Source organism: Bradyrhizobium sp. B117, from assembly GCF_038969555.1.
Classification (GTDB): Bacteria; Pseudomonadota; Alphaproteobacteria; order Rhizobiales; family Xanthobacteraceae; genus Bradyrhizobium.
The window spans coordinates 732,783-758,602 of record NZ_CP152414.1 but is presented as its reverse complement, the minus strand read 5'-3'; the positions used below and the strand labels follow the sequence as shown (position 1 = coordinate 758,602).

24 protein-coding genes and 1 pseudogene are annotated in these 25,820 nt (G+C 65.6%); 7 read left to right on the top strand and 18 right to left on the bottom strand.

The features are described 5' to 3' along the window. Nucleotides 1–3: 3 nt before the first annotated feature. Genes phnL through phnG form a run of 6 tightly spaced genes read right to left on the bottom strand, consistent with a single transcriptional unit; the run spans nt 4 to nt 4,604 of the window. Nucleotides 4–702: a phosphonate C-P lyase system protein PhnL gene (gene phnL / locus AAFG16_RS03580; protein WP_342737354.1), complete on the bottom strand. Its 699-nt coding sequence runs from the start codon at nt 700–702 to the stop codon at nt 4–6. A gap of 22 nt (nt 703–724) precedes the next feature. Then, nucleotides 725–1,522, bottom strand: coding sequence for a phosphonate C-P lyase system protein PhnK (gene phnK / locus AAFG16_RS03575; protein WP_342737352.1), 798 nt, complete (start codon nt 1,520–1,522; stop codon nt 725–727). Further along, nucleotides 1,515–2,411 carry an alpha-D-ribose 1-methylphosphonate 5-phosphate C-P-lyase PhnJ gene (locus tag AAFG16_RS03570; protein ID WP_342737350.1) on the bottom strand — a complete coding sequence of 299 codons (897 nt, stop codon included), beginning with the start codon at nt 2,409–2,411 and terminating at the stop codon, nt 1,515–1,517. The genes phnK and AAFG16_RS03570 overlap by 8 nt, the downstream gene beginning before the upstream one ends. After that, the gene (locus tag AAFG16_RS03565; protein ID WP_342737348.1) at nt 2,408–3,523 is read right to left on the bottom strand and encodes a carbon-phosphorus lyase complex subunit PhnI; all 1,116 of its coding nucleotides are present in this window, start codon (nt 3,521–3,523) and stop codon (nt 2,408–2,410) included. The genes AAFG16_RS03570 and AAFG16_RS03565 overlap by 4 nt, the downstream gene beginning before the upstream one ends. Before the next feature lie 3 nt (nt 3,524–3,526). Next, nucleotides 3,527–4,135, bottom strand: coding sequence for a phosphonate C-P lyase system protein PhnH (gene phnH / locus AAFG16_RS03560; RefSeq protein WP_342737346.1), 609 nt, complete (start codon nt 4,133–4,135; stop codon nt 3,527–3,529). 4 nt (nt 4,136–4,139) lie between these two features. Continuing rightward, on the bottom strand, nt 4,140–4,604 hold the full coding sequence (gene phnG / locus AAFG16_RS03555; RefSeq protein WP_342737344.1) for a phosphonate C-P lyase system protein PhnG: 465 nt from the start codon (nt 4,602–4,604) through the stop codon (nt 4,140–4,142). A 120-nt stretch (nt 4,605–4,724) separates the two neighbouring features. On the opposite strand from phnG, the gene phnF reads away from it, so the two are divergent. After that, on the top strand, nt 4,725–5,453 hold the full coding sequence (gene phnF / locus AAFG16_RS03550) for a phosphonate metabolism transcriptional regulator PhnF (RefSeq protein ID WP_342737342.1): 729 nt from the start codon (nt 4,725–4,727) through the stop codon (nt 5,451–5,453). Nucleotides 5,454–5,622: 169 nt separating this feature from the next. Here the strand turns inward: phnF and phnE (AAFG16_RS03545) are convergent, their stop codons facing one another. From phnE (AAFG16_RS03545) to phnC, 4 genes are all read right to left on the bottom strand, one after another. After that, on the bottom strand, nt 5,623–6,471 hold the full coding sequence (phnE, locus tag AAFG16_RS03545) for a phosphonate ABC transporter, permease protein PhnE (RefSeq protein ID WP_283083518.1): 849 nt from the start codon (nt 6,469–6,471) through the stop codon (nt 5,623–5,625). Beyond that, nucleotides 6,468–7,352 (bottom strand): phosphonate ABC transporter, permease protein PhnE, encoded by an 885-nt coding sequence (gene phnE, locus AAFG16_RS03540; protein WP_342737340.1) that lies wholly within the window; start codon nt 7,350–7,352, stop codon nt 6,468–6,470. Before phnE (AAFG16_RS03540) ends, phnE (AAFG16_RS03545) begins: the two co-directional genes overlap by 4 nt. Before the next feature lie 79 nt (nt 7,353–7,431). After that, a complete protein-coding gene (gene phnD / locus AAFG16_RS03535; protein ID WP_342737338.1) occupies nt 7,432–8,367 on the bottom strand; it encodes a phosphonate ABC transporter substrate-binding protein in 936 nt (311 codons plus the stop codon). 65 nt (nt 8,368–8,432) lie between these two features. Continuing rightward, nucleotides 8,433–9,242 (bottom strand): phosphonate ABC transporter ATP-binding protein, encoded by an 810-nt coding sequence (gene phnC / locus AAFG16_RS03530; protein ID WP_283083515.1) that lies wholly within the window; start codon nt 9,240–9,242, stop codon nt 8,433–8,435. Between the two features lie 173 nt (nt 9,243–9,415). Here phnC and AAFG16_RS03525 point away from each other — a divergent pair, with 173 nt between their 5' ends. The 3 genes from AAFG16_RS03525 to AAFG16_RS03515 are packed head-to-tail and all read left to right on the top strand — an operon-like array spanning nt 9,416 to nt 11,982. Further along, entirely contained in the window at nt 9,416–10,075 is a 660-nt protein-coding gene (locus AAFG16_RS03525) for a chloramphenicol acetyltransferase (protein ID WP_342737334.1), read from the top strand. Beyond that, on the top strand, nt 10,072–11,265 hold the full coding sequence (locus tag AAFG16_RS03520; protein WP_342737332.1) for an alpha-D-ribose 1-methylphosphonate 5-triphosphate diphosphatase: 1,194 nt from the start codon (nt 10,072–10,074) through the stop codon (nt 11,263–11,265). Before AAFG16_RS03525 ends, AAFG16_RS03520 begins: the two co-directional genes overlap by 4 nt. 18 nt (nt 11,266–11,283) lie before the next feature. Beyond that, on the top strand, nt 11,284–11,982 hold the full coding sequence (locus tag AAFG16_RS03515; RefSeq protein WP_342737330.1) for a DUF1045 domain-containing protein: 699 nt from the start codon (nt 11,284–11,286) through the stop codon (nt 11,980–11,982). A gap of 3 nt (nt 11,983–11,985) precedes the next feature. Here the strand turns inward: AAFG16_RS03515 and AAFG16_RS03510 are convergent, their stop codons facing one another. The 7 genes from AAFG16_RS03510 to AAFG16_RS03480 form a co-directional block, all read right to left on the bottom strand. Then, nucleotides 11,986–12,579 (bottom strand): hypothetical protein, encoded by a 594-nt coding sequence (locus AAFG16_RS03510; RefSeq protein WP_342740846.1) that lies wholly within the window; start codon nt 12,577–12,579, stop codon nt 11,986–11,988. A gap of 83 nt (nt 12,580–12,662) precedes the next feature. Then, a complete protein-coding gene (locus tag AAFG16_RS03505) occupies nt 12,663–14,063 on the bottom strand; it encodes a selenium-binding protein SBP56-related protein (RefSeq protein WP_342737328.1) in 1,401 nt (466 codons plus the stop codon). Between the two features lie 406 nt (nt 14,064–14,469). Further along, complete coding sequence (locus AAFG16_RS03500; protein WP_342737326.1) at nt 14,470–15,408, bottom strand: dihydrodipicolinate synthase family protein; 939 nt, start codon at nt 15,406–15,408, stop codon at nt 14,470–14,472. A gap of 121 nt (nt 15,409–15,529) precedes the next feature. After that, nucleotides 15,530–17,611: a methyl-accepting chemotaxis protein gene (locus AAFG16_RS03495; protein ID WP_342737324.1), complete on the bottom strand. Its 2,082-nt coding sequence runs from the start codon at nt 17,609–17,611 to the stop codon at nt 15,530–15,532. 122 nt (nt 17,612–17,733) lie between these two features. Next, entirely contained in the window at nt 17,734–18,504 is a 771-nt protein-coding gene (locus tag AAFG16_RS03490) for an enoyl-CoA hydratase (RefSeq protein ID WP_342737322.1), read from the bottom strand. A 10-nt stretch (nt 18,505–18,514) separates the two neighbouring features. Continuing rightward, the gene (locus tag AAFG16_RS03485; protein WP_342740845.1) at nt 18,515–18,970 is read right to left on the bottom strand and encodes a MarR family winged helix-turn-helix transcriptional regulator; all 456 of its coding nucleotides are present in this window, start codon (nt 18,968–18,970) and stop codon (nt 18,515–18,517) included. Nucleotides 18,971–19,016: 46 nt separating this feature from the next. Beyond that, on the bottom strand, nt 19,017–19,628 hold the full coding sequence (locus tag AAFG16_RS03480) for a TetR/AcrR family transcriptional regulator (RefSeq protein ID WP_342737320.1): 612 nt from the start codon (nt 19,626–19,628) through the stop codon (nt 19,017–19,019). Between the two features lie 142 nt (nt 19,629–19,770). On the opposite strand from AAFG16_RS03480, the gene AAFG16_RS03475 reads away from it, so the two are divergent. Both AAFG16_RS03475 and AAFG16_RS03470 read left to right on the top strand, forming a co-directional pair. Further along, nucleotides 19,771–21,033, top strand: a complete 1,263-nt coding sequence (locus AAFG16_RS03475; RefSeq protein WP_342737318.1) for an HlyD family secretion protein — start codon at nt 19,771–19,773, stop codon at nt 21,031–21,033. A 61-nt stretch (nt 21,034–21,094) separates the two neighbouring features. After that, the gene (locus tag AAFG16_RS03470) at nt 21,095–22,597 is read left to right on the top strand and encodes an MDR family MFS transporter (protein ID WP_283086797.1); all 1,503 of its coding nucleotides are present in this window, start codon (nt 21,095–21,097) and stop codon (nt 22,595–22,597) included. 124 nt (nt 22,598–22,721) lie between these two features. Here the strand turns inward: AAFG16_RS03470 and AAFG16_RS03465 are convergent. Continuing rightward, nucleotides 22,722–24,385, bottom strand: a pseudogene (locus tag AAFG16_RS03465) (tannase/feruloyl esterase family alpha/beta hydrolase). 312 nt (nt 24,386–24,697) lie between these two features. Here AAFG16_RS03465 and AAFG16_RS03460 point away from each other — a divergent pair. After that, complete coding sequence (locus tag AAFG16_RS03460; RefSeq protein ID WP_342737316.1) at nt 24,698–25,756, top strand: toxic anion resistance protein; 1,059 nt, start codon at nt 24,698–24,700, stop codon at nt 25,754–25,756. Nucleotides 25,757–25,820 lie beyond the last annotated feature (64 nt).

Below are 25,820 nucleotides of genomic sequence, written 5' to 3'. Positions count from 1 at the left end.
CCTTCAGGCCGCGGCGGCAAAGCTGGTGACGTCGACGATGCGGTCGGCAATCAGATGACGGATTTCGTCGTCGTGGACAATGGCGACCATGGCAACGCCCTGGCGTTTCTTCTCGGCGACGAGCTCGACCACGACGGCGCGGTTGGCGGCATCGAGCGAAGCGGTCGGCTCGTCCAGCAGCAGGATCGGCAGGTCCGAGATGAAGCCGCGGGCGATGTTAACGCGCTGCTGCTCGCCGCCGGAGAAGGTCGCGGGCGGCAGCTGCCAGAGGCGCTCAGGGATGTTGAGACGATGCAGCAGCTCGCCGGCGCGGTCCTGTGCATCGGCTCGCGCCATGCCGTTCACGATCAGCGGCTCGGCGACGACGTCGATGGTGGCAACCCGCGGCACGGCGCGCAGGAACTGGCTGACATAGCCGATGGTTGAACGGCGGATATTCAGAACCTGCCGCGGCTCGGCGGTGGCGAGATCGACCACCGCGCCGCGATGGCGGATGCCGATGCGGCCGCTATCGCAGCGGTAGTTGCCGAAGATCATCTTCAGGATCGACGATTTGCCGGCGCCGGATGGCCCCGACAGCACGACGCATTCGCCCGGCTTGACCTGGAAGGTGACGCCGCGCACGACCGGCAGCTCGATGCCGCCTTGCAGGTGCATCGTAAAAGTCTTGCCGGCGTCGGTGATGTCGATCATGGCGGTCATCGGAAGGCTCTTGTTGGAAGGCTCATGGCGGCAGAATCGAGGAGACGAGGAGCTGGGTATAGGGCTCGCGGGGATCATCGAGCACCTGGTCGGTGAGTCCGGTCTCGATGACGCGGCCGCCCTTCATCACCATCACGCGGTGCGACAACAGGCGCGCCACCGCGAGATCGTGGGTGACGATGATGACGGCGAGATGCAGCTCGGCGACGAGGCTGCGCAACAGGTCCAGCAGGCGCGCCTGCACGGAGACGTCGAGGCCGCCGGTCGGCTCGTCCATGAACACCAGCCGCGGCTCGGTGACGAGGTTGCGCGCGATCTGGAGACGCTGGCGCATGCCGCCGGAATAGGTGCGCGGGGCATCGTCGATGCGGGCTGTGTCGATCTCGACGCGGGTGAGCCAATCGGATGCGGTGTCGCGGATGCGGCCATAGTGATTCCAGCCCACCGCCATCAGCCGCTCGCCGACATTGGCGCCCGCCGAGACCGCCATGCGCAGGCCCTGCGCGGGATCCTGGTGCACGTAGCCCCAATCGGTGCGGAACAAAAACCGCCGCTCGGCCTCGCCCAGCGTCGTGAGATCGCGGGTGATTCCGTCGCGCATGCGGTAGGAAACCTGGCCCGCGCTCGGCGTGAGCTGGCCCGACAGCATCTGCAACAGGGTCGACTTGCCCGAGCCGGACTCGCCGACGATCGCCAGCACCTCGCCGGGATAGAGCGCGAACGACACGTCGCGGCAGGCGGCGATGCGGCCATAGGACTTGCTGAGGCTTTCGGCGACCAGCAGCGGCTGGTCGTTTTCGAGCGTATCGAGATCAGCCATTTGAACTCCCCTGCGCCTTCTCCTTGTACGGCGCGGCGCTGAGGGCGCCATGATGGCCCTCGGCCTGGCGGCCCTCGCAATAATCGGTGTCGGAGCAGACGAACATGCGCCCGCCCTTGTCGTCGGTCACGATCTCGTCGAGATAGGAATTCTCGGCGCCGCACAGTGCGCAGGGCGCGTTGAAGCGGTAGGGCTCGAACGGGTGATCCTCGAAATCGAGCGACACCACCTGCGTATAAGGCGGGATCGCGTAGATGCGCTTCTCGCGGCCGGCGCCGAACAGCTGCAGCGCCGCGCAATTGTCCATCTTGGGATTGTCGAATTTCGGCGTTGGCGACGGGTCCATCACGTAGCGCGCGTTGACCTTCACGGGATAGGCGTAGGCCGTCGCGATGTGGCCGAAGCGGGCGATGTCCTCATAGAGCTTCACATGCATCAGGCCGTATTCGGCGAGCGCATGCATGCGCCGCGTCTCGGTCTCGCGCGGCTCGAGGAAGCGCAAGGGTTCCGGGATCGGCACCTGATAGACCAGCACCTGGTTCGCGTGCAGCGTCGTCTCGGGAATGCGGTGGCGAGTCTGGATCACCGTCGCCTCGTCCGTCACCGTCGTGGTCGCGACGCCGGCGGTCTTGGCGAAGAATTTGCGGATCGAGATCGCGTTGGTGGTGTCGTCGGAGCCTTGATCGATCACCTTGAGCACGTCGGCGGGACCGAGGATCGCGGCCGTCACCTGCACGCCGCCGGTGCCCCAGCCATAGGGCATCGGCATCTCGCGGCTGGCGAACGGCACCTGATAGCCGGGAATCGCGATCGCCTTGAGGATCGCGCGGCGGATCATCCGCTTGGTCTGCTCGTCGAGATAGGCGAAATTGTAGGCGGGCGCGTTCATTCCGCGGCCTCCTTCATGGCATCGGGCGCATTGGCCTCGGCAGACGCTTTGGAAAATTCTTGGCGCAGCTTGCGCAAGAGGCCGAGCTCGGACTGGAAGTCGACGTAATGCGGCAGCTTCAGATGCTCGACGAAGCCGGTCGCCTGGACGTTGTCCGAATGCGACATCACGAATTCTTCATCTTGCGCGGGGGCCACGGCCTCTTCGCCGAGCTCGCGGGCGCGCAGCGCGCGATCGACCAGCGCCATCGACATGGTCTTGCGCTCGCTCTGGCCGAAGGCGAGGCCATAGCCGCGAGTGAAGCACGGCGCTTCGGTCGCAGAGCCCTTGAACTGGTTGACCATCTGGCACTCGGTGAGCTCGATCGAGCCGAGCGGCACGGCAAAGCCGACGTCTTCCGCGAAGAATTCGACCTCGACCTCGCCGAAGCGGATCTCGCCGGCGAAGGGATGGTTGCGGCCATAGCCGCGCTGGGTCGAATAGCCCATCGCCAGCAGGAAGCCCTCGTCGCCGCGCGCGAGGTTTTGCAAGCGCAGATCGCGATCGGCCGGGAAGTTCAGCGGCTCGCGGGTGAGATCGCCGACGCTGGCGCCGTCCTCGGCCTGCGGCGAGGATTCGATCAGCCCGTCGCGGCCGAGAATGTCGGTCACGCGCGGCGTCGCCGCGCTCGAGGCTTCGGCCGTAGCGGGCGCCTCCGGCACAAATCCCTCGGCGAGCGTGGGATCGAGCAAACGGTGCGTGTAGTCGAAGGTCGGCCCGAGGATCTGGCCGCCCGGGATGTCCTTGAAGGTCGAGGACACCCGGCGCTGCACGCGCATCGCGCCGGTATCGACCGGCTCGCTGACACCGAAGCGCGGCAAGGTGGCGCGGAAGGCGCGGACCAGGAAGATCGCCTCGATCAAATCGCCGCGCGCCTGCTTGATCGCGAGCGCCGCGAGCTCGCGGTCGTAGAGCGAGCCTTCGCTCATGACGCGATCGACGGCGAGGCCGAGCTGCTCCGAGATCTGGTCGAGGGTGACCTCCGGAACGCTCTGGTCGCCGCGCCTGGCATTGGCGAGCAGGCGATGGGCGTTCTCGATGGCGCGTTCGCCGCCTTTGACTGCGACATACATGCTTCAGCTTCCCTTGTTCGCGACACGCGTCGTGCGCGGGATCGCAACCACGGCGTCATCGGCGACCAGAACCACGTCGATGCCACGTGGAAACAGCGTCTCGTTGAACTTCAGCCGCTCGAACAGATCGGCCGGCTTGATCGAGGCCTGGAGCGTCGCGACGCCGTCGATGCCGGGGCCGCGCAGCTCGAAGCCACGCCCAGAGTCGAGGCTCTCGACCTGGATGATCACCGTGGTCGAACGATCCGGATATTCATTGGTGCCGAGCGCGAAGCGCTCGAGCGCCGGCAGCAAGACGCCGTCGCTGATCAGCGCGAAGCTTGCAATCGACGAATCCTGGATCACCGGCGCGCCGGTGTGGAACTTCAGCCACTTCGTCACGTCGGAGCTTTCCGAGATCCGCGCATCGAGCCAGAGCGGCGTGTCGTGGTCGAACAGCGTCAGTGCGATCGCGGCGGTGCCGCGCATCATCATGTCAGGCGCGCCCGCCATCGGCACGATGCGCTGGACCGAGCCCGGCCGCGCCATCGCGTCCATCACCGAGCGAAAGGTCGATTGCGCCGACAACACCTTGTCGGCGAACCCCGGCGGCAGTTCCGCAATCGTGGTCATGGCCTCACCCCTCACCGCGCACCATGGTGTAGAAATCAACCTTCGTCGCGGCGGTCTCTTCCGCGACCTGCTTGCGCTCGACCATAAGCTGTTCGCGCAACGGCGCGATTACGTCGCGCTCGACGGCGGCGCCGAAGTCGCGCGACTGCACCAGCGCGTCGCACAGCGCGATCAGCCGCGCCTTCTCGCCGTCGCGTCCGAGCGTGTAGCCGAAGCCGACCTCGCCGCTCGCAAGCCTCACCGCGGCACGTGACACCGTGGCTTCCCCGAGATTGAACGGCGCGCCGTCACCGCCGACGCGGCCGCGTAGCATCACGAGGCCGTTCTCGGGCGCGCGCAGATCCCGATGATCGGGCAGTGCTATGGCGCCGAGGCGGGCGGCGATCTCGCCCGCCTCCGCGTGCGCCAGCACGGCCATCGCGGCCTGGCGCTGGGCTTGCTGGTTGTTGTGCTGGGTCACCTGATCCACCGAGCTTTTCGACACAACTTGCCGAATCCAAGTTGTCTATGATAATAGACAACTTGATACGGAAGCGCCATGACTGTTTCGTGACGAACGTGTGATTTCTGGAGTAGGCTTTCCGGCGACATGAGTATGCAGGACACCGCCTCCTCGGGCGTCGCGCTATGGCGCCTCGTTGCCGATGGCATCGAACGCGGCATTGCCGACGGCCGCTTTGCGGCCGGCGACAAATTGCCGGGCGAGATGGAGATCGCCGAAACCTATCGCGTGAACCGCCACACCGTGCGGCGTGCGCTGGCGGCGCTTGCCGAGCGTGGCCTCGTGCGCGCCGAGCGAGGCAGCGGCACCTATGTCGAGGCGCAGAAGCTTGCTTATCCCTTGCGCTCGCGCACGCGCTTCTCCGAGATCGTCGGCGCCGACGGCCGCGAGCCGCATGGCCGCCTGATCGAGGCGACCGGTGACGTCGCAACGCGCGAGCTGGCGCGGGAGCTCGGCCTCAAGACCGGCGCGCCATTGGTGCGGATCGAGGCGATCCGGCTCGCCGACCGCACGCCGATCTGCGTCTCCACGACGTGGCTGTCAGCGGAGCGGTTTCCGGGCGCGGGCACGGTGTTTGCCGCCACACACTCGATGACGAAGATGCTCGAGCATTTCGGCGTGCGCGACTATCGCCGCGGCGCGACGCGCATCACCGCCGGCATCGTCGATGCCACCGACGCCGCACGGCTCGACCTGCCGCTGGGCCGGCCGATCCTGGTGGTGGATGCGACCGACCACGATCTCGGCGGCAAGCCGCTGGTGACGAAGCACTCACGCTTCGCGGCGGAACGGGTGGAGTTCCTGGTGGAGTCGTAGGGGGCTTCCTTACCCTCTCCCCTTGCGGGAGAGGGTGGCTCGCCGCGCAGCGGCGAGTCGGGTGAGGGGTATGTCTCCTCAAATACCGATCTGAGTTTGGGGAGACATACCCCTCATCCGGCGCTTCGCGCCACCTTCTCCCGCAAGGGGAGAAGGGAAGAAAGTAAGATCAGGCCACAGCCCGCCGCCCAATGATCGCAAACCGCAGCTTGCCCGAGATGAAGTCGATCGCGGCGACCGCGACCAGGATCATCAGGATCAGGAACGACACCTTCTGCCATTCCAGGACGCGGATCTGCTCGGCGAGCTGGAGGCCGATGCCACCGGCGCCGACGATGCCGATGATGGTGGCCGAGCGAGTGTTGGATTCAATGAAATAGAGCACCTGGCCGGCGATCACGGGGAGGACCTGCGGCAACAGACCAAAACGGATCTCGTGCAGCGCACTGCCGCCGGAGGCGCGGATGCCTTCGACCTGCTTCTGGTCGGCACCCTCGATCGCCTCCGAGAACAGTTTTCCGAACGCGCCGAAATCCGACACCGCGATGGCGAGCACGCCGGCGAACGGGCCGAGCCCGACGACGTTGATCCACACCAGCGCCCAGATCAGCGTATCGACGCCGCGGATCGAATCGAGGAAACGCCGCACGGGAAAGCGAAGAATGGTCGACGGCACCACGTTGCGGGCGGCGAGCAGGCTGACCGGCAACGCGAACAGTGCCGCAAGCGTGGTGCCGAGCAGCGCGATCGAGAGCGTCTCGCCGAGCGCCTTCAGATAGATCGGCAGCGACGAGCCTGGATCCGGCGGGATCATCATCAAGCTGATCCAGCCGAGCTGGCTCAGGCCTGCGAAGAACCGCGACGGCGAGAAATCGAGGTCGACGAGGCCGTAGATCAGGATCGCGAACGCACCGACGATCATCGCCGGCATGGCCAGCCGCGCCGAAGCCGGCCGGTCGAACACATCAGGGTAGCGCGCGCGCATCTCGCGCGTATCGACCTCCTGCGGCTTCGTCACGTCCGCGCCTCCTTGCCGAACAGCCGGCCGCGTAGCCAGCCGGTGGAGATGTCGATGATGAAGACGGTGATGATGATGAACAGCAGGATCGCACTGACGTCTGAGTAGTAGAACTTGCGGATCGCGACGACGAGTTCCTGACCGATGCCGCCGGCGCCGACAAAACCCATCACCGAGGCCTCACGGACGTTGATCTCGAAACGCAGCAGCGCATAGCTGGCATAGCCCGCGGTCACCTGCGGCAGAATGGCGAAGCGCATGCAGGCGAGCCAGCTCGCGCCGGTCGAGCGGATGCCCTCGACCGGCTTCATGTCGGCGTTCTCGACGATCTCGGAAAACAGCTTGCCGAGCGCGCCGGTGGAGTGGATCGCGATCGCGAGCACGCCGGCCATCGGCCCGAGCCCGAAGGCGATCACGAAGACCAGCGCGAACACGATGCCGGGCACAGTGCGCGCGAATTCAAGCAGGCGGCGGACCACGAAGCGCAGCCAGGACGACGGCGAGGTGTTTTCAGCTGCGAAGAAGTTCAGGCCAAAGGCGAAGGTCGCGCCGATCAGCGTGCCGACATAGGAGATCAGCAGGGTCTCGCCCAGCATCTTCAGCCATTTACGCCAGCCCCAGAGCCACTCGCCGAAATCGGTCCAGACCCGCTGGCCGTTGTCGAGCGTGAGGATGCGGTCGAAATAGCTGATGAAATTGCCGAAATGGGTGAACAGCGTGCGCAGGTTCACTTCGGCGCCGATGCCGGCGAGAACCAGCGCGGCGGCGAACACCGCAAATCCGAGCAGGAGACGAAGCCGCTTGCGCGCAACCGCCTGGCGATGGGCGGCGTTCAACGCGGCCAGCTGCTGCTCGGGGAGGATCGAAACCGCGACGGTCATCGGATCGGGAACAGTGCTCGGTCAAAAAAGAGAAAGAGCCGGGTCCATCGACCCGGCTCAAGTGACTCGTCCCGAAAGCTCAGGACGCCTTCTTCTTACGCAGCGCATCGACGAACTTGATCAGCTCGATCGTGCCATCCCAGTCCTTGGTGCTGGCGGGATGAAAACCCTTCTTCTGGCCGTCCTGGAGGCGGTCGAAGGCCGCCTTGTCCTTGGCCGGCGCGTCGAAGAACGCCTTGGCGATCGCCGCCTTGGCGTCTTCCGGCAGGTCGGAGTTATAGGCGTAGGGGCCGTTGATGATCGGCGCCGACTTGTGGATGATGCGGAAATCGTCCTTCTTCATCGGCGAGCCGTCGGCGTTCTTCAGCATGCCCTTGGTCAGCATCTGCGCGAGCGTCGAATCGTCGTCGCTGGTCCACTGGTTGGCGGCAACGTCGACCGTGCCCTGCGCCAGCGCCAGCATCGCGTTCTCGTGGCTGCCGGTGAAGACGACCTTGCTGAAATAGGTGTCGGCGTCTGCGATGCCCATCTTGTCGAGCTCGAAGCGCGGCACGTTGTTGCCGGACGTCGAGTTCGGGTCGACGAGGCCGAGGTTCTTGCCCTTGAGGTCATCGATCTTCTTGTAGGGGCTGTTCGCCTTGACGAAGAACACCGAGTAGTAGCCGGTCGAACCGTCAGCGTTGATGTCGTTGGCAAAGGCGTCGGTCTTGACGCCGGTCAGGCGGGCGCGGGCGAACGAGGCCGAGCCGTAGCTGGCGATATGGATGTTGCCGGCGCGCTGGCCTTCGATGACGGCCGCGTAGTCGTTGGCGATGCGCAGCGTGACCTTCACGCCCAGCTCCTTGGAGAGATAGCTCATGAACGGCGCCCAGCGCTCGGTCACGCCCGAGGCGTTTTCCGCCGGAATGACCGCGAATGTCAGCTCGGGATATTTTGCTTTCCAGTCCTCGGCGGAGGCAGAAGCGGTGAAGGCGAGCGCGGCAGCGCCGGCAAGAACGAGTCTGCGAGTGATCATGATACCCTCTTCATCGGTTGGGATCGGTTGACGCAAAACTGGCAATTGAACAGGTGCGACGCGGCTCAGGCCGCCGCAGCGGTTCCGAGCGCCGGAACGCCCTCGGGCGCCGGTGCAGATGTTCCGCCCATGACGTCGGCGGCTTCGAGATCATAGAGCTCACGCGCAACGAGGTCGGTCAGCGCCGACGGGGCGCCGTCGAACACCACGCGGCCCGCCGCCATGCCGATCAGGCGATCGCAATAGGTGCGCGCCAGATCGAGCGAATGCAGGTTGCAGAGCACGGTGATGCCGAAGTGCTTGTTGATGCGCAAAAGCGCATCCATCACGATCTTGGTGTTGCGCGGATCGAGCGAGGCGATCGGCTCGTCCGCGAGGATGATGTCGGGCTGCTGCACCAGCGCGCGGGCGATCGCGACGCGCTGCTGCTGGCCGCCGGAAAGCTGGTCGGCGCGCTGCGCGGCGAGCGAGGCGATGTCGAACTGCTCGAGCGCGGACATCGCCAGCGCCTTGTCTTGCTCGGGCCAGATCTGCGAGAGCGAGCGCCAGGCCGGAATGGTGGCGAGGCGCCCCATCAGGACATTGGTCAGCACATCGAGCCGGCCGACCAGATTGAACTGCTGGAAGATCATGGCCGAGCGCGCCCGCCACTGCCGCAGTTCCTTGCCGCGCAACGCGGTGACGTCCAGACCGTCGAACAGGATGCGGCCCTGCGTCGGCGTCACGAGACGGTTGATGGTCCGCAGCAGGGTCGACTTGCCGGCGCCGGAGCGCCCGATCACACCGACGAAGCCGCCGGGGGAAATTTGAAACGAAGCGTCGTCCACCGCGGCTTTTGCGCCGAAGCGGCACGTCAGACCTTCAACCACCAGCATGTAGGGCTCCAGAGTAGCTGGAGCCCACCGCTAACCCCGGCGCTTGACACTTGTGTGACACGCGCATTGCGGTGCGGCGATCCTACACACCTCGTCCCCTGTCATCACCGCGTCATGACATCGTCATCAAGCCACTCGAAGAGGAGTGCCCGCCCTCGCATTACGGATGTAACATGGCCGGTAAGAAGCTTTCGGTTCAACCGACCATCGATGCTTCCGCAAAACTGCATGAAACCAGGCTCGGCGCCTATACCGAGGTCGGCGCGCGCACCATCCTGCATGAAGTGGCGATGGGCGATTACTCCTATGTCGTGAACGACGCCCAGATCACCTACACGACGATCGGAAAGTTCTGCTCGATCGCGGCGATGACGCGGATCAATCCGGGCAATCATCCGATGCATCGGGCCACGCAGGCGCACTTCACCTATCGTTCTAGCGCCTATTTCGAAGACGAGAGCGACGACACCGAGTTCTTCGACTGGCGGCGCCAGCACCACGTCCATATCGGTCATGACGTCTGGATCGGCCATGGCGCGATCGTGCTGCCGGGCCGCAACATCGGCACCGGCGCAGTGATCGCGGCCGGCGCCATCGTCACCAAGGACGTGCCGGCCTACACCATCGTCGCCGGCAATCCGGCGCGGATCGTGCGCCGGCGGTTCTCCGAACAGATCGCCGGACGGCTCGCAAGGCTCGCGTGGTGGGATTGGGATCACGACAAATTGCGTGAGGCGCTACCCAATTTCCGCAAACTCGGGATTGAAGATTTCCTCGCGACATACGAAGCACGGACGAATTCCACAACCAGCAAACGAAGCGCGGTCGCGTGACAGACATTTTCCTTGAGGGCGGCCGGGCCCTGATCGGCACCGAGCTCGTCGAGACGTCGCTTCTCGTGTCCGGAACTGATATCGCCGAGGTCGATGCCTCGCGCGGCCGGACGCGGCTTTCGATCGATGCGCGCAATCTCCTGGTGCTGCCCGGCATCGTCGACCTGCATGGCGATGCGTTCGAGCGGCAGATGATGCCGCGGGCCGGCGTCGACTTTCCGATCGACGTCGCGCTCGCCGACAGCGACCGCCAGGCGGTCAGCAACGGCATCACCACGGTGTTTCACGCCACGACCTGCTCGTGGGAGCCGGGCCTACGCAGCGCCGACAATGCGCGCGGCCTGATGGAGGCGATCGAGCGGCAGCGTCCGCAATTCGCCGCCGACACCCGTTTCCATTTGCGGCACGAGACCTACAATCTCGACGCCGAGGCCGAGATGACTCAATGGCTCGCCGAGGGCCGCGTCGACCTGTTCGCCTTCAACGACCACATGGACGGGGTCGTTGCCGACATCTCCAATCCGCGCAAGCGCAACCGCATGGTCGAGCGCACCGGGCTGTCGAGCGAGGCGTTCGACCGGCTGGTCGGACATGTCGTGTCCCGCGCCTCTGAGGTCCCGGCATCCGTATCGCGGCTGGCCGCCGCGGCCCGGGCCGCCGAAGTACGGATGCTCTCGCATGACGATGCGACGCCGGAGATGCGCCAGGAGTTTCGCGAGCTCGGCGCTGACATCGCGGAGTTCCCGATCAACGAGGAGACGGCGCGCGCCGCAGCAAGCCACGGCGATGCCATCGTCTACGGTGCGCCAAACGTCGTGCGCGGCGGCAGCCACACCGGGTGGACCAAGGCATCCGACATGATCGCCAAGGGGCTCTGCTCTGTGCTGGCGTCGGACTATTACTATCCCGCGCAGCTGCTCGCCGCGTTCCGTCTCGCCGCCGACGGCGTGTTGCCGCTGACCGAAGCCTGGAGCCTGATTTCTGCGGGACCTGCGCGCGCAACCGGCCTCACCGATCGCGGCGTGCTTGCAGAAGGTCGCCGCGCCGACATCCTGCTGGTCGACGACACCATGCCGCTGCGGCCGCGGCTGATCGCCGTGATATCAGGCGGCAAGCTCGTGCACCTCACCGATGCGACGCGGCTGCACGCAGCAGTGCCGATGCCGCGCGAGGCTGTCGTTGCGGCATAAACCGGTTATGTTCGGGCAATGACAGGCCTTCCCCGCTACGCGATCTATTTTGCGGCCGGCGCCGACAGCGCCCTCACTCGGTTCGGCGCCGAGCTGCTCGGCTACGATGCCTATACAGGCGACGAGCTGCCGTTTCCCGCGGATGCATTGCGCATCGCACCGGACTGGCGCGACGTCACCAGCGATCCCCGCAAATACGGCTTTCATGCCACGCTGAAGGCGCCGATGGCGCTGGCGGCCGGGAAGACCGAGGCCGAGTTGTCGGCTGCCTGCGCGAGCTTCGCCGGCAAGGCGCGGCCGATCCCGGCGATCAGCCCGATCGTGGATTCGATCAGCGGCTTCATCGCGGTCATTCCGGCAGCGCCGGTGGATGCGCTTCAACAGCTCGCTGCCGATTGCGTTCGCGAGTTCGATTCCTTGCGTCTGGCCCTGACCGCGGAAGATCGCGCCCGTCGGAGGCCCGAAAGACTGAGTGAGCGCCAGCGCGATTATCTCGACCGCTGGGGCTATCCCTACGTGATGGAAGAATTCCGTTTCCACATGACGCTAACTGGGCGATTGGACGCGGAGCGGCGCGGGCCGATTCTGCAGATGCTGCGCGAGCGATTTGCGGCGCTGAAGCTCGATACGCTGACGGTCGATCGCATCGCGCTGTTCAAGCAGGATGACGCCGAGGCGCGCTTTCGCGTCATCGGCGAATGGGCTTTGGCGCGGTGAAGCTCAGCGCCAGCTCGCAAGATTGAAGGCGAGCGCCACCGCGCCGACCAGAACGAGGCTGGACGCCCAGACTGCATCCAGATTGAACCAGCTTCGCGAGACGAACTTCAATCCCAGATAGCGGTAGACCAGCCACGCCAGACATCCGCCGGCGCCAACCATGGCGGTCACGTGAACCAGCGACACGAGCACCGCCATCCCGAGACTTGCCTTCATCAGCGCGCCCGCCGCCTCATGGCCGGCATCGAGCTCAAAGGCCTGACAGAGCCCGAGATAGATCGGCACGAGCATCAAGGCGGCGCCGTGAGCAATGGCGACGGCAAACGACCAGAGCGCCAATTGCGTCGGCGGAATTCGAGCCAGCGCGCGGGGATGGCGCCGGTCGATCAACCGATAGATGCCGAAGCCGATGACGACAAGGCTCGCGACCAGCTGGATTGGACGCTGCCACGCGGCCAGCACGAGCAGGAAGGCGAATGGCAGCAGCACGAGAAGTGTTGCCAGGAGATGCCCGGCCGCCAGGGCCCACAACGCGCGAATGAGCGCGCGTGGACTCTTGTCCATGAGCCCGGCCGAAACGGCGAGCGGCCATCCCATTCCCGGATTGACGCCGTGGTAGAGACCGCTCGCAACAAGCGCGAGCCACAGCCAGCCGACGGCCGGGCTCGCGTGCCCCCAATCTAGACCGACGGGTAGCAAAAGGAGTCCGTCGAACAATCGCCACCCTCGAGCCTGATCTGGTGCGCGCGATATCCGTCGGGGAAGCTCACGAAATAGTCCTTGTCGAGCTCGAGGCCGCCGTTACGACCGACATTGGCCATGACCTCCACGCCCGGAACCCCGTCGGGATAGAACTGGTCGTCCCAGGTGGAATAGAGCGAATTGGTCCAGTACACGCGCCGGCCGTCGCGGCTGATCTCGACCATCTGCGGGCCACCTGCATATGCCTTGCCGTTCGGATGCGGCGCGCGGCGCACGATACCTCCGGTATGCACCGAGCCCGCAAGCTTGGGCTTTCTGGGATCGCTGACATCGTACTGGCGCATCTCGCCGGTGCCCCAACAGGAGACGTAGAGGAATCTATCGTCCATCGACAGGTCGATATCGGTCACCAGTGGCGGCACCGCGCCAAAGCCCTGCAGCAGCGGCGGAAGCTTCTCCTTGTCTGCGGGCTCCGGTGGAATCGTCGCCGTCTTCTCGGCATGGAATTTTCCGCCCTCGCGCCACCAGGTCCAGATCGAACCTTCGAGATTGGTGGTGTCGACCACCACGCCGGCAAAGCCGTACTCGCGAACCGGATCGTGCGCTGGCCGCACCTCCAGCGCCATCTGGTGATTGGCGCCGAGATCGATGGTCTGCACGTTGCGGCGGGCGCGGAGATCCCAGAAGTGGAGACGATGGCCATACTTGTTCGACAGCAGATCCTCCGGCACGATCCCGTTCTCGAACTGCGGCGGCAACGCCCATTCGCTCGTCACCATGTAATCGCGCGGCAGATTCCACCAGAAATCATAATGCAGCGTCTGCGGGCCCCGGTCGATCTCCCATCGCCCAAGGACCTCGAACGTTTCGCAATCCATGATGAAGACACCAGGAGGTCCGTTGGTGCCGTCCTTGCCGCCACCGCCCAGCGTGCTCACATAGACGCCGCCCGGCCCGCAATGGATCGTATGCGGCCGCGAGTAACCGGTCTTCCTGAAGACCTCCTCCGGTTCGATGATCTTGTGGATCTTGGCCTGGGTCGGATCTGGCTTGGTATCGATGATGTAGATCCGCGACGAGCGCAGCCCGGGGATGATCAGATAGCGCCGCTCGATGAAGGCGTGTCCGGTAAGCGGCGACAAGGCGGAGGAGCAGGCATTCCAGCCGAAATGATGAAACTCGTCGCCCTTGTTGGGCATCGTCACGGTGTGAACGATCTGGCTATAGGTCGGCGATCCCGGCTTGACGTCGATGACCGCGAGAGCATCCGGCTTTGAGAAATCCGGACTGAGCAGCAAGGTGTAGGCAAAGTTCTCCGCTGGTGCTTCCATCGCAAGCTTGGGCGATGCGTGAAAGGTGGGATCCGGCCTCATCGTCATGGCACTGCCTCCCTGTTCTGTCGGTTCGCGCCAACCTGGCTCGGGATAGCGGCATAATGAAGAACTGTTCCGCGATGTCTTGAAATGCGTCCCGCGGGCTTGGTCGGCGAGCGTACAATATGTCATCGCCGGGCCGCGGGAAACGGCCCGAGCCGCGCCAATTCGACGCCTTCAGCCGAAATGGGCAGCCCCCGTCATGCGAAGCAACCCAGATTTCTCCGCAAACTGGATTGCTTCGTCGCTTCCGCCTTCGCTCTTCGAGCTACGGAGGACAAGTCGAGCCTCGCAATGACGGCCTTCGTAGGGTGGGCAAAGCGGAGCGTGCCCACCACCCATCGCCGTCGGTAAAAGTGTGGGCACGGCGCTCCGCGCCTTTGCCCACCCTACGACTGCTGAATGTTTGGCGCTACTTGCCCCACCGCAGTGCCAGCGCGTCGCGTTCCTTGGCGAGTTCCAGCAACCCCGCCCGCGTCGCCGGATGCAGCGGCTGCAAGGGATGGCGCACCGCCTCCGACTTGATCACGCCGCCGGCCTGCATCATCGCCTTGCAGGCGATCAGGCCGCATTGACGGTTCTCGTAGTTGATCAGCGGCAGCCAGCGCTCATAGGCGGCTTTCGCCTTTTCGCGGTCGCCGGCGAAATAGGGATCGATGATCTGGCGGATGCCGTCGGGATAGCCGCCGCCGGTCATCGCGCCGGTCGCGCCGGCGTCGAGATCGGCGAGCAGCGTGATCGCCTCCTCGCCGTCCCAGGGACCTTCGATATCCTTGCCACCGGCTTCGATTAGGCTGCGGAGCTTTGAGGCGGCGCCGGGCACCTCAATCTTGAAATAGCGGATGTTGGCGAATTCGCGCGACAGCCGCGCCAGCAGTTCGACCGACAGCGGCGTGCCCGCGACCGGCGCGTCCTGGATCATGATCGGAATGGTGATCGCGCCGGAGAGCACCTTGAAGAATTCGACGATGCCCTTCTCGGGCACGCGGAACGTCGCGCCGTGGTAGGGCGGCATCACCATCACCATGGCAGCACCCGCCGCCTCGGCCTGCTTGCTGCGCGCCGCGCAGACGGCGGAGCTGAAATGCGTGGTGGTGACGATGACGGGAACCCGGCCGGCGACATGCTCCAGCACCGCATGCATCACGGTCTCGCGCTCGGCATCGGTCAGCACGAACTGTTCGGAAAAATTTGCGAGGATGCAGAGGCCGTGCGAGCCAGCATCGATCATGAAATCGATGCAGCGGCGCTGGCCCTCCAGATCGAGCTCGCCGCGCTCGTCGAAGATGGTGGGCGCGACCGGGAACACGCCGCGATAGGGGCGCTGGGCCTTGTGTGGGGTGACCGGCATCGAACTCTCCATCCCTGAGGTGTCTTGCGTCTGGTGCCGCGCTCGCGCGGCGGCACAGGTGTACCCGTCGCGCGGACCGGCGGCAATGCCCGCGCGACGGCGGGATGGAGGATGATCGCAACTAGGCGGTCTTCACCGCGCCGAGGAAGCCCTCGACCGCGACGCGGAGACGATCGGCGTCGGCCGACATCTTCTTCACGGACTCCGACAGCACCGTGCCGGCGTTGCCGGTCTCCTCGTTCAGCCTGGCGACGCTGCCGATGGTGTCGGTGACCTCGCGGGTGCCTTGGGCGGCCTGCTGGAAGTTGCGCGAGATCTCGGTGGTGGCCGCGCGTTGCTGCTCGACCGCCGCCGCAATCGCCGTCATCTTCTCGTCGATGCCGCTGATGGCACCGCCGATCGAGCGGATCGCGGCAACCGCCTCGCCGGTCGCACCCTGGATCTCCTCGACCTGGCGGGAGATCTCTTCGGTCGCGGTCGCGGTCTGCGCCGCAAGGCTCTTGACCTCGCCGGCGACCACGGCGAAGCCGCGGCCCGCTTCGCCCGCGCGCGCGGCCTCGATGGTGGCGTTCAGCGCGAGGAGATTGGTCTGGCCAGCGATGGCGTTGATCATCTTCACGACCTCGCCGATGCGGCTTGCGGTCTGGTCGAGGATCTCGACCGTCGCGTTGGTCTGCTCGGCCTGCGACACGGCCTCGCGCGCCTCGCGGGCGCTGGACTGCACCTGCGCGGAGATCTCGCCGACGGACGCCGAGAGCTCCTCGGTCGCCGCCGCGATGGTCTCGAGATTGTTGGTGGCCTGCTCGGCGGCGGACGAGACCGCCGCGGTCTGGCTGCTCGATTCTGAAACCAGCGAGCGCACGCCGGTTGCGGTGGCATCGAGTTCCTTGGTCGAGGCCACCACGCTCTGGATCACCGCCTGCACGGTGTCGTCGAAGCTGCGGCACGCCGCATCGACAGTGCCGGAGCGGGCGAGCTGCAGCGCCTGCTGCGATTCGCGCTCCTGGCCGAGACGCTCGGCGGTTGCCGCGCTCTCGCGCAGGCTTTCGAGTGCCGCGGCCATGGTGCCGAACTCGTCGGGATATCTGGATTGCGGCACCGGCGTCGCGTAGTCGCGGGCGCTGATGCGCGCGATCGCGTCCAGGATGGCGCGCACCGGCCGCATCAGGCGATTGCGCACGACGTACACGCCCGCCAAGGTCACGGCGAGCGCCAGCAGGAAGGCGAGCGACTGCACGATGAGCTTGGTCAGCGCCGTCGTCTGAACGGTCTCGGCGCGCGCGATCGACTGGTCCAGCGCCTTGGTCGCGACGCCGACGATCAGCGGGAACGGCGACTGGCACAGCGTGTTCCATTCGGACGCCGGCATTGCGGGTTTGCCGCTGCCGTCAAAATTCCTGGTGAGATCACCGATCTGCTTGAGGACGGCGTCGGTCTTGGCCTTCGCGTCCGATGCGGCCGTCACCAGTTCCGCCGTCACGTCGGGTGCAGCCAATAGCTCCGCCATGCCCGCCCAGCCGGAGGCGATCGTGCCGTCCCATTGCGCCACCGACCGCTTCTGGGCGTCGTCGAGCGGCTTGCTGCTGTTGACGTTCGAGCGGAGCTGCGAGCAATGGACGCCGTAGCGATCGCGCACCTGCCAGGCGAAGCGGCGGACCTGGATCATGCGGGCGATGTAGGGATCGTTCATCCAGGCGCGGTTCGACACCGCCGTGGAGGCGAGGTTCGCCGTGTCAATCACCTTGGTGACGGCGTCGTACCAGGAATTGGTCCGCTCGATCCTGCGCTCGGCGCGCGGACGCTTGGCCTCGTCGTAGAACAGCTGGAACTGCGGTGCGGCGTCGTTCCAGCGCTGCTTCAGCGTGCCGGCGAGCTCGTCGCGGCGGGCGAATTCAACGGTGGCAAGCGCGGCGATGATGCCATCATAGCCGGCCTGCTCGGCCTTCTCGGCTTCGGCGAGCTTTGCCTTGGGATCGTCCTCGCCGAGGATGGCGCTCTGGGCGTCGCCACGATTGTTGCGCAAGGACAGCACGCCATGGAAGATCGCCTTGTCGGCGGCAGCAAGCCGCGCAGTCTCGAGACTGTCGCCGTAGCGGCCGAAGGCCCCGACCATCTGGATCGCCGTCGAGGCCAGCGCGCCCACGGCCAGCAGGGCCATCAAGGTCAGGAGAAGCGAGCTTACCGATTTCTTAAACATTGCCATGGGGTCAGGGGCCTACTCTTCACGAGTGGCCACCTTGCATCGCAACCTGCCAATGGTTCGTTAAGGTTGTAGTCAAATACCAGCCTTCCGGCCTGCCGCCGCCTGCGCCAGGCCGGGGCTCGCTAGGCAACCTTGGTGAAATCCGGCGGGCGGCGCTCGGCAAATGCCGTGAACGCTTCGCGCGCCTCCGCGGTGCGCAGGCGCTGAGCGAAGTGCTCGCCCTCGGCCTGCATCTGCGCCACCAGCGCCTCGCCATTGCGCATCAGCTTCTTGGTCGCGGTGAGCGCGCCGGCGGGCTGGCGGGCAAGGCGCTGCGCCAACGCGAGCGCCTCGGCATCGAGCTTGTCGAGCGGCACCACGCGGTTGGCAAGGCCCCATTCCAGCGCGGACTTCGCCGGCACGGTCTCGCCGAGCGCGAACATCTCGTAGGCGCGGGCATAGCCGATCCGCGCCGGCATCAACAGGCTGGAGGCGGCTTCCGGCACCAGCGCGAGGCTGACGAAGGGCGTCGACAATTGCGCATTGTCGGCGAGCACGACGAGATCGCAATGCAGCAGCATCGTGGTGCCGACGCCGACCGCGCGGCCCTGCACCGCCGCGACCAGCGGCCGGGTACAGCGCGCCAGCGACTGGATGAAGCGCACGACGTTGCGGCTGCCTTCCGACTTGCCGGATGCGACGGCGGCGAACTCGCCGACGTCGTTTCCGGCGGTGAACATGTCGCCCTCGCCGCGGATCAGGATCACGCGGGCTGACGGATCGAATTCGGCGGATTCGATGCTGTCGGCGAGCTTGCCGTACATCGCATCGGTCAGCGCGTTCTTCTTGTCGGGGCGCGCCAAAGTGAGCGTGAGAATTCCGCCGTTGTTCTCGACTCGCACATGCTCGGTCATGGGTCTCTCCTTAGTCCTCTGAATCTCTTTCTCTTGGAAACTTGTCCTGAATGCTCGTCAGCCAACGCGCGACGATGTCGATCTCCGCAGCCGTAAATCCTTCCGTCAGCGCCGCGTTGATCTCTGCAGCTTCAGTCTTCGCCTGGGTCAGCACGGTGCGCCCCTTCGGCGTCAGCCAGACGCGAAAGGCGCGTCCGTCCTCGCGATCGGCCCGCCGCTCGACCAGCCTCGCCGCGGCAGAGCGATCGACCAGCCCCGAGATACCAGCCGGTCCCATATCGAGCGCGGCTGCCGCCTCGCCCATCAGCACGCCGTCCTGCTTGCCGAGGATGAACAACAGCCCCGCCTGCGCCGGCGTCACCTCGTTCGAGGGCTGCGCTGCCATCCAGCGCTGCAGTCGGCGTTGCGCGACGCTCAGCAGGTAGATCAGCCGGTGGTGTCTCGCCTCGGGCATTTTATTTCGCATGCGAAGCATATAACCGCACTCCGGCGGATTGTCAAAACTGCCGCCGCTAGCTGCCCGACGTCCCGCGGCAGCCGTCGAGCAGAATTGCGGCGCATACCCGCGCCCGCCTCTCGATTTCCTTGCGCGAAGGCAGTGTCAGGCTGGCATAGATCGCCGCGCGCTGCGGCGCTGACACCATCATGCCAATCATCATTCCGGCAGCTTCATCGACGTTATCGAGTGCGATGCGCTTCGTCTTGACTTGATCGCGGAGCCAGCCCGTGAGCGCCGCCGCGGTACGGGCGATGCCATCCCTGTAGAAATTCGCAGCGAGGTCGGGGAACGTGGCCGATTGCTGCAGCACCATACGCTGGAGCGCCACGACTTCCGGATCGAGCGCGAGATCAGCACAAGCGACCAGCACGGCGGTCAGGCTCGTTTCGATGTCGGCCTGATTGCTGGCCTGAAGATTGACGTCGGAGAGCAACCGGTCGAGCCGGTCCGCGCACATTGCTTCGAACAAGGCCGCCTTGCCCGGAAACAGCCGGTACAGAGTCTTGGTGGAGATGCCGGCGCCGCGCGCCAGCTCTTCGGTGCTGGTGGCTGCGTAGCCGTCGACGGCGAAGGCGTGCCGTGCAGCTTCGAGGACGATTCGCTTCGTCTCGTCGTCGCTGCGCACCGGCGGCCGCCCGCGCGGGCGACATTCTGATGAAGGTTTTGCCTGAGCCATGTTTTTAGATGATGCCTGTCATTCCATTGACAGTCCCAAACCTAGTCCTATTTTGGAAATCGTCAAGTTTCCTAATTCGAGGGAGCCGGCCATGACCGTGCACACCACCCCGTCCAAGACTGAAGCCACCGTGGTTCCGCCCCCTGGGCTGGAGGGCATCCTGCCCGCCCCGTCGCAACCGGCGCGCCGCCAAAAGCTAAACCTTCGCAAGCTGTTGCTGGCAGGCGTGGCCGCCGCAGCCCTCGCCGGCGCGACCTGGTACGGCTACGATTACTGGACCGTCGGCCGCTTCCTCGTCTCCACCGATGACGCCTATGTGAAGGCCGACAACACCACCATCGCGCCGAAAGTCAGCGGCTATCTCGACCGTGTCCTGGTCGGCGATAACGAGCATGTGAAGGCCGGCCAGGTGCTGGCCCGGATCGACGACCGCGATTTCCGCGTCGCGCTCGATCAGGCCAGGGCCGACGTCGCCGCCGCGAATGCGACGGTGACGAGCAAGCAGGCGCAGCTCGACGTCCAGGAGGCCGTGATCGCCGCGGCGAAGGCGACCATCGATGTCGACACGGCCGCGAAGGTCTTCGCGCAGCAGGAGAACAAGCGCTACAGCGATCTCGCCAAGACCGGCTATGGCAGCGTCCAGAACGCGCAGCAGGCGCAGGCGCGTGACGCCGGCGCAGACGCCGCAATCGCGCGCGACAATGCCAATCTCGCCTCCGCGCTCAAACAGGTCGATCTGCTGAAGGCCGAGATCACGCAGGCGCGCGCGGCCGCCGCCCGCGCCGACGCCATTCAGCATCAGGCCGAGCTCAATCTCGGCTACACCACGATCGTCTCGCCGATCGACGGCGTCGTCGGCAACCGCACCTTGCGCGTCGGCCAATATGTGCAGGCCGGAACGCAGCTGATGTCGATCGTGCCGGCCGAGGGCGCCTATGTGGTCGCCAATTTCAAGGAGACCCAGCTCACCCATGTGCGCGCGGGCCAGACCGTCGAGATCGAGGTCGACACATTCCCGGGCCAGGTCGTGCACGGCCACGTCGATTCCATCGCGCCGGCCAGCGGCCAGGAATTCGCGCTGCTGCCGCCCGACAACGCCACCGGCAATTTCACCAAGATCGTGCAGCGCATCCCCGTGAAGATCGCGCTCGATGCAGAGACCGCGCCTGCGATCGCGCTGCGGCCCGGCATGTCCGTGATCCCGACGATTGCAACCCGTTCAGCGCCGACCGCGCAAGCGGCAACGACGCCCCAAGCAAAACCCAAGGCAAAGCTCGTTTCCGGAGGGTCGTGCCATGTCAAACAGCCTCTCAATCTCGACGCCCGCACAAGCAATTCCGGCCGCGACGTCTGAGCGCGTCGTCGCCGATCCCAATCGCGCCAGTGCCACGGTCTGGATCGCCGTCTTCGCGGCGATGATCGGCGCCTTCATGGCGATCCTGAACATCCAGATCACCAACGCCTCGCTGCTCAACATCGAGGGCGGCATCGGCACCGGTGTCGACAACGGATCCTGGATCTCGACGTCCTATCTGATCGGCGAGATCATCGTCATTCCGCTGACCGACTACCTGTCGCGGGTGTTCTCGTTCCGCAACATCATCCTGAGCTTCGCGACGCTGTTCGCGGCATTCTCGGTCGCCTGTGCCTTCACCCACGATCTGCCGTCGATGATCGCGATGCGCGGCTTGCAAGGCTTCTTTGGCGGCGTGCTGATCCCGATGGCGTTCACGCTGGTTTTCACCAAGCTGCCGAAGGGCCAGCAGCCGATCGGCCTTGCCATGTTCTCGCTTGCCGTGACCTTCGCTCCGGCCATCGGCCCGACCATCGGCGGCTATCTCACCGAGAATTACGGCTGGCAGACCATCTTCTTCGTCAACGTGCTGCCCACCGCGGTCATGGTGACCACGCTGTTCTTCACGCTGGAGCGCCAGCCGCTGAACCTTGGCCTGTTGCGTGAAGGCGACTGGTTCGGCATCGCCACCATGGCGGTCGGCCTCGCCTCGCTCCAGGCCGTTCTGGAGGAAGGCAACAAGGACGACTGGTTTGGCTCGCCCTTCATCGTGCGGCTTGCGGTCATCTCCGCGGTCAGCCTGTCGCTGTTCGTCTATAACGAGCTCGTGGTCGAGAAGCCGCTGCTCCGCCTGCGCCTGCTGACGCAGTGGAATTTCGGCATCGGCACGTTCGCCGCGATCTTCCTCGGTTTCGCGCTGTTCGGCTCCGTCTATCTGCTGCCCGCCTATCTCGGCCAGGTGCAGGGCTACAATGCCGAGCAGATCGGCAATGTGCTGGCCTGGACCGGCCTGCCGCAGCTCCTGCTGATTCCGCTGGTGCCGAAGCTGATGCAGCGGTTCGATGCGCGCTATATCGCGACGGTTGGCCTCTTGCTGTTCGCGGCGAGCTCGTTCCTGAACATCCAGATGTCGCTCGACTATTCAGGCGATCAGTTCTTCATCCCCAACGTCGTGCGCGCCGTGGGTCAGGCTCTCACCCTGGCGCCGTTGTCTGCGCTCAGCCTCGGCAGCGTCGCGCCGCAAGACGCGCCCGCGGCCTCCGGCATCTCCAACATGATGCGCAACCTCGGCGGCGCCATCGGCACCGCGGTGCTCGCCACCATCGTCACCAAGCGCGAGCAGTTCCACTCCAACATCATCGGCCATTCCGTCACGCTCGGCCGCGAGGAAGTCCGTGACCGCATCGCGCAGATGACCAATTACTTCATCGCGCACGGCGTGCCCGACCCCAACGCCGCGCGCGAGCAGGCCATCATCGCGCTCGGCAAGACCGTCAAGCGCCAGGCGCTGGTGATGGGCTATTCCGACACGTTTGCCGTCATCGGCGTCGTGCTGGTGCTGGCCGCGATCGCGGTGCTTCTGACGCGGCGGGTGAAGGCGGCGGGCGGCGGGGGCGCGCATTAATCTCGCCACCACAACAGGTCGTCATGCCCGGGCTTGGCCCGGGCATCCACGTTCTTCGCGCCGCGCGGCAATGCGTGGATGGCCGGGACAAGCCCGGCCATGACGGTGTGGCACGGTCGGTGCCCTACGGCGCGCAGCTGAAGCTCGCAGCCTCGCCCACCGGGCCGCTCCTGTACTGCGGCCAGGCCGGCCAGCGGCACAACGGCAGTGCGCGCAGCACGGCAAATAACGGTGCCTCGACCTTCTGCTCGCTGACCTCCAGATCGCCCGGCACCTTGCCCTTTTCGACCCAATCGACCAGCACGCTCAACATGTCGATATTGGCCGGCGCGCCGGAACCGACATGGTCGACGCCGGGCGCGGTGTAGAGCCGCGCGAACTCGGCCGTCTCGGCCTTGCCGAGCTTGCGCTCGACGCTCTCGAAATAGCGGATGCCGGCATAGGGGCTCTGCGCGTAGTCGGCCATGTGCTCGAGCATGATCAGCCGGCCGCCGCGCGCGCGAAAGCGGCTTAGATCCGGGTCGGTCGAGTCCATCAGGCTGGAGACCTCGAGCAGCCGCGCCTTGTGGTCCTCCACCTTGTAGGTCGCGACGTCGAGCTTGGGATCGCGCGCGAACACATATTGCATGCCGCCGGCGCCGTAGATCCAGGCGATGCCGTTGTTGGGCGCAGGCGGCTGTGCCGGCGGCGCGGTGCCGAGCCACCACGCGGTCCAGCCGCCGGTCGGCCCGATGGCAGGCGTGTCCTCGCCCGAGATCCCCCAACCCGGATAATCGTCGAGCTCGTTGGCCAGCGCGAACGGGAATTTGTAGGTCCCATGCAGCGTGTGCACCGCCTTGACCTGCGGCTCGGTGAGGCATTGATCGCCTGTCTTGCCGGCCTCACAGCGCAGCGCCTCGACCTTGAAGGCGGCCTTGCAGGCGACGGGATCCCGCACGAGCGCATTGCCAGCGCCATCGGCCTTGTCGCAAGCCGTCCGCACCGCATCGGCGACGAGCTTGACCTGTGCAGGATTAATCCAGCCCTCGCCCATGGTCGCAAGTCCTGAGCGCGTGCCGGCATGCTGCAAGCCGACCCAGTTGATGACGGGCACACGCGAAAAGATGCCGTCGAAATCATCGGGGTAGCGCTGCGCCATGGTGAGGCCTTCGCGGCCGCCTTCGGACGAGCCCATGAAATACATCTTGTCCGGCTTCTTGCCGTAGGCACGCTGCATCAGCGCGACGGCGGCGTCGCGCACCTTCTTGTAGGCGCGGTGCGCGAAATTCTCGAAGGCTTCGTCATTCAGCGCGAACAGCTGCGGCGGCTCGCCCGGCTTGGATTCGTGGCCGGAATCGGTGCCGTAGGTGACGAAGCCGCGCGCCAGCGGCGACGGCTTGTCGAAAGGATAGGCCGGCGGCAGGGTGAGGCCCGTGATCAGCACGCCGTTGAAACCGCCGCCGCCACCATATTGCAGCGAGCGGCCGTTCCATTCGACCGGGAGATTGACCTGGAATTTGATCGGCGGTGCCTTGGGATCGACCGGATCGATATGGCCGAGCACCTTGCAGAAAGCGGGATTGGCCGGCGTGATGCGCCCCGACGGCGTCGTCCGCGCTCGGCAACAGTGAGCTGCGACGGCGCCAGCAATGTCGCGGAATCGATCTTCGCGGCATCGGCCCCGGCGATGAGCCCTTTGCAGACCGTGTCAGCATCCTCCGCCAGCGTCGCCGCCGAGCCGGCGCTTGCACCCATCGCGGCCGCAGCACCGGCGAGCCACGCACACAGCTTCGCAATCTTGCGCGCCATCGTTTCCATCCCCACTGTCTTGATATCGTTCAGCCGATCGGCCGACCAATTCAATGCAACTGACCGCCGCCCGTCAATTGCCACAGCCCGCACCAATCGCGCCAAGGAAGATCGCGGCTTGCGCACCGGAGCGCGTACGCCGCCGCGCTAACGAATTGATGCCAATGTGAAATTTTGCCCCACCCCCGGACTCGGACAGCCTGTGCACCGACTAAGTCCACAGGGCTGTCATCAATCTGTCAGACGAGCCGGGCTTTCCTGCCCAAGCGGCAGGTCGCGATCCTGGCTGCGGCACGAACCAAGGAGCGAGTGGTGAGCGAAACGATCAATGTCCCGGCGCTACCGACCGATGCGTCCGCCGTCGCACGCATCAAGTCCGAGATCGACATTTCGGATCGCTCGCGCCTCGTCACGTTCGGCGAGCGCGCCCAGCGCTCGGTGGTCGAGTTCGCCGACCGCATCCTCGCCCAGACCCAGAACCGCGAGCTCGGCGCCACCGGCAAGCTGCTGACCGACATCCTCGGCAAGGCGCGCGGGCTCGATCCGGCCGACCTCAAGGACGAGGGTTTCCTCACCCGCCTGTTCTCGTCTGCGGAGGCGCGGCTGCGCCGCTTCACCGAACAGTTCAACGACGTCGCCTCGCAGGTCGACCGCGTCTGCGTCGAGCTCGACCGTAACAAGGAGGTCCTGCGCCGCGACATTGCCCTGCTCGACGATCTCTACGAGCAGACAAGGGGCGCGCTCGGCCAGCTCGACATGCACATCGCCGCCGGCAAGGCGTTCACCGAGGAATTCCGCGGCGGCAAGCTCATCGAGATGGAGCGGAACGCGAAGGCGCAAGGCGCCGGCAGTGACGCCATGCTCGCCGCACAGACCTATCAGGATGCGCTCCAGGCGCTCGACCGGCTCGAGAAGCGCGTGTTCTATCTCCAGCAGGCGCGCCAGATCGGCATCCAGCAGCTGCCGCAGATCCGCATCGTCCAGTCCGGCGACGAGACGCTGATCGAGAATTTGCAGGCGACGACCGAGCTGACGATCCCGGTGTGGAAGCAGAAGATGATCCTGCTGCTCGGCCTCAACCGGCAGAAGTCAGCGCTGGAGCTGCAGAAGACGGTCACCGACGCGACCAACGAGATGATGCGCCAGGCTTCCGAGATGATGAAGACCCAGGCGATCGAGATCGAGAAGCAGTCGCAGCGCGGCATCGTCGACATCCAGACCCTGGAGAAGACCAACCGCGACCTGATCGACACCATCTCCGGCGTGCTCACCGTGCAGGAGCAGGGCCGCACCAAGCGCGCCGAGATCGAGCAGCGGATGTCGCAGCTGACGGACGAACTGAAGACCGCGATCGCGAAGGCTGCGCCTTGATGCGTGCGTTGTAATGGTTTCTCCATGAAGCATCTGCATGAGGGCTGCTGCATGAAGGCTCGCG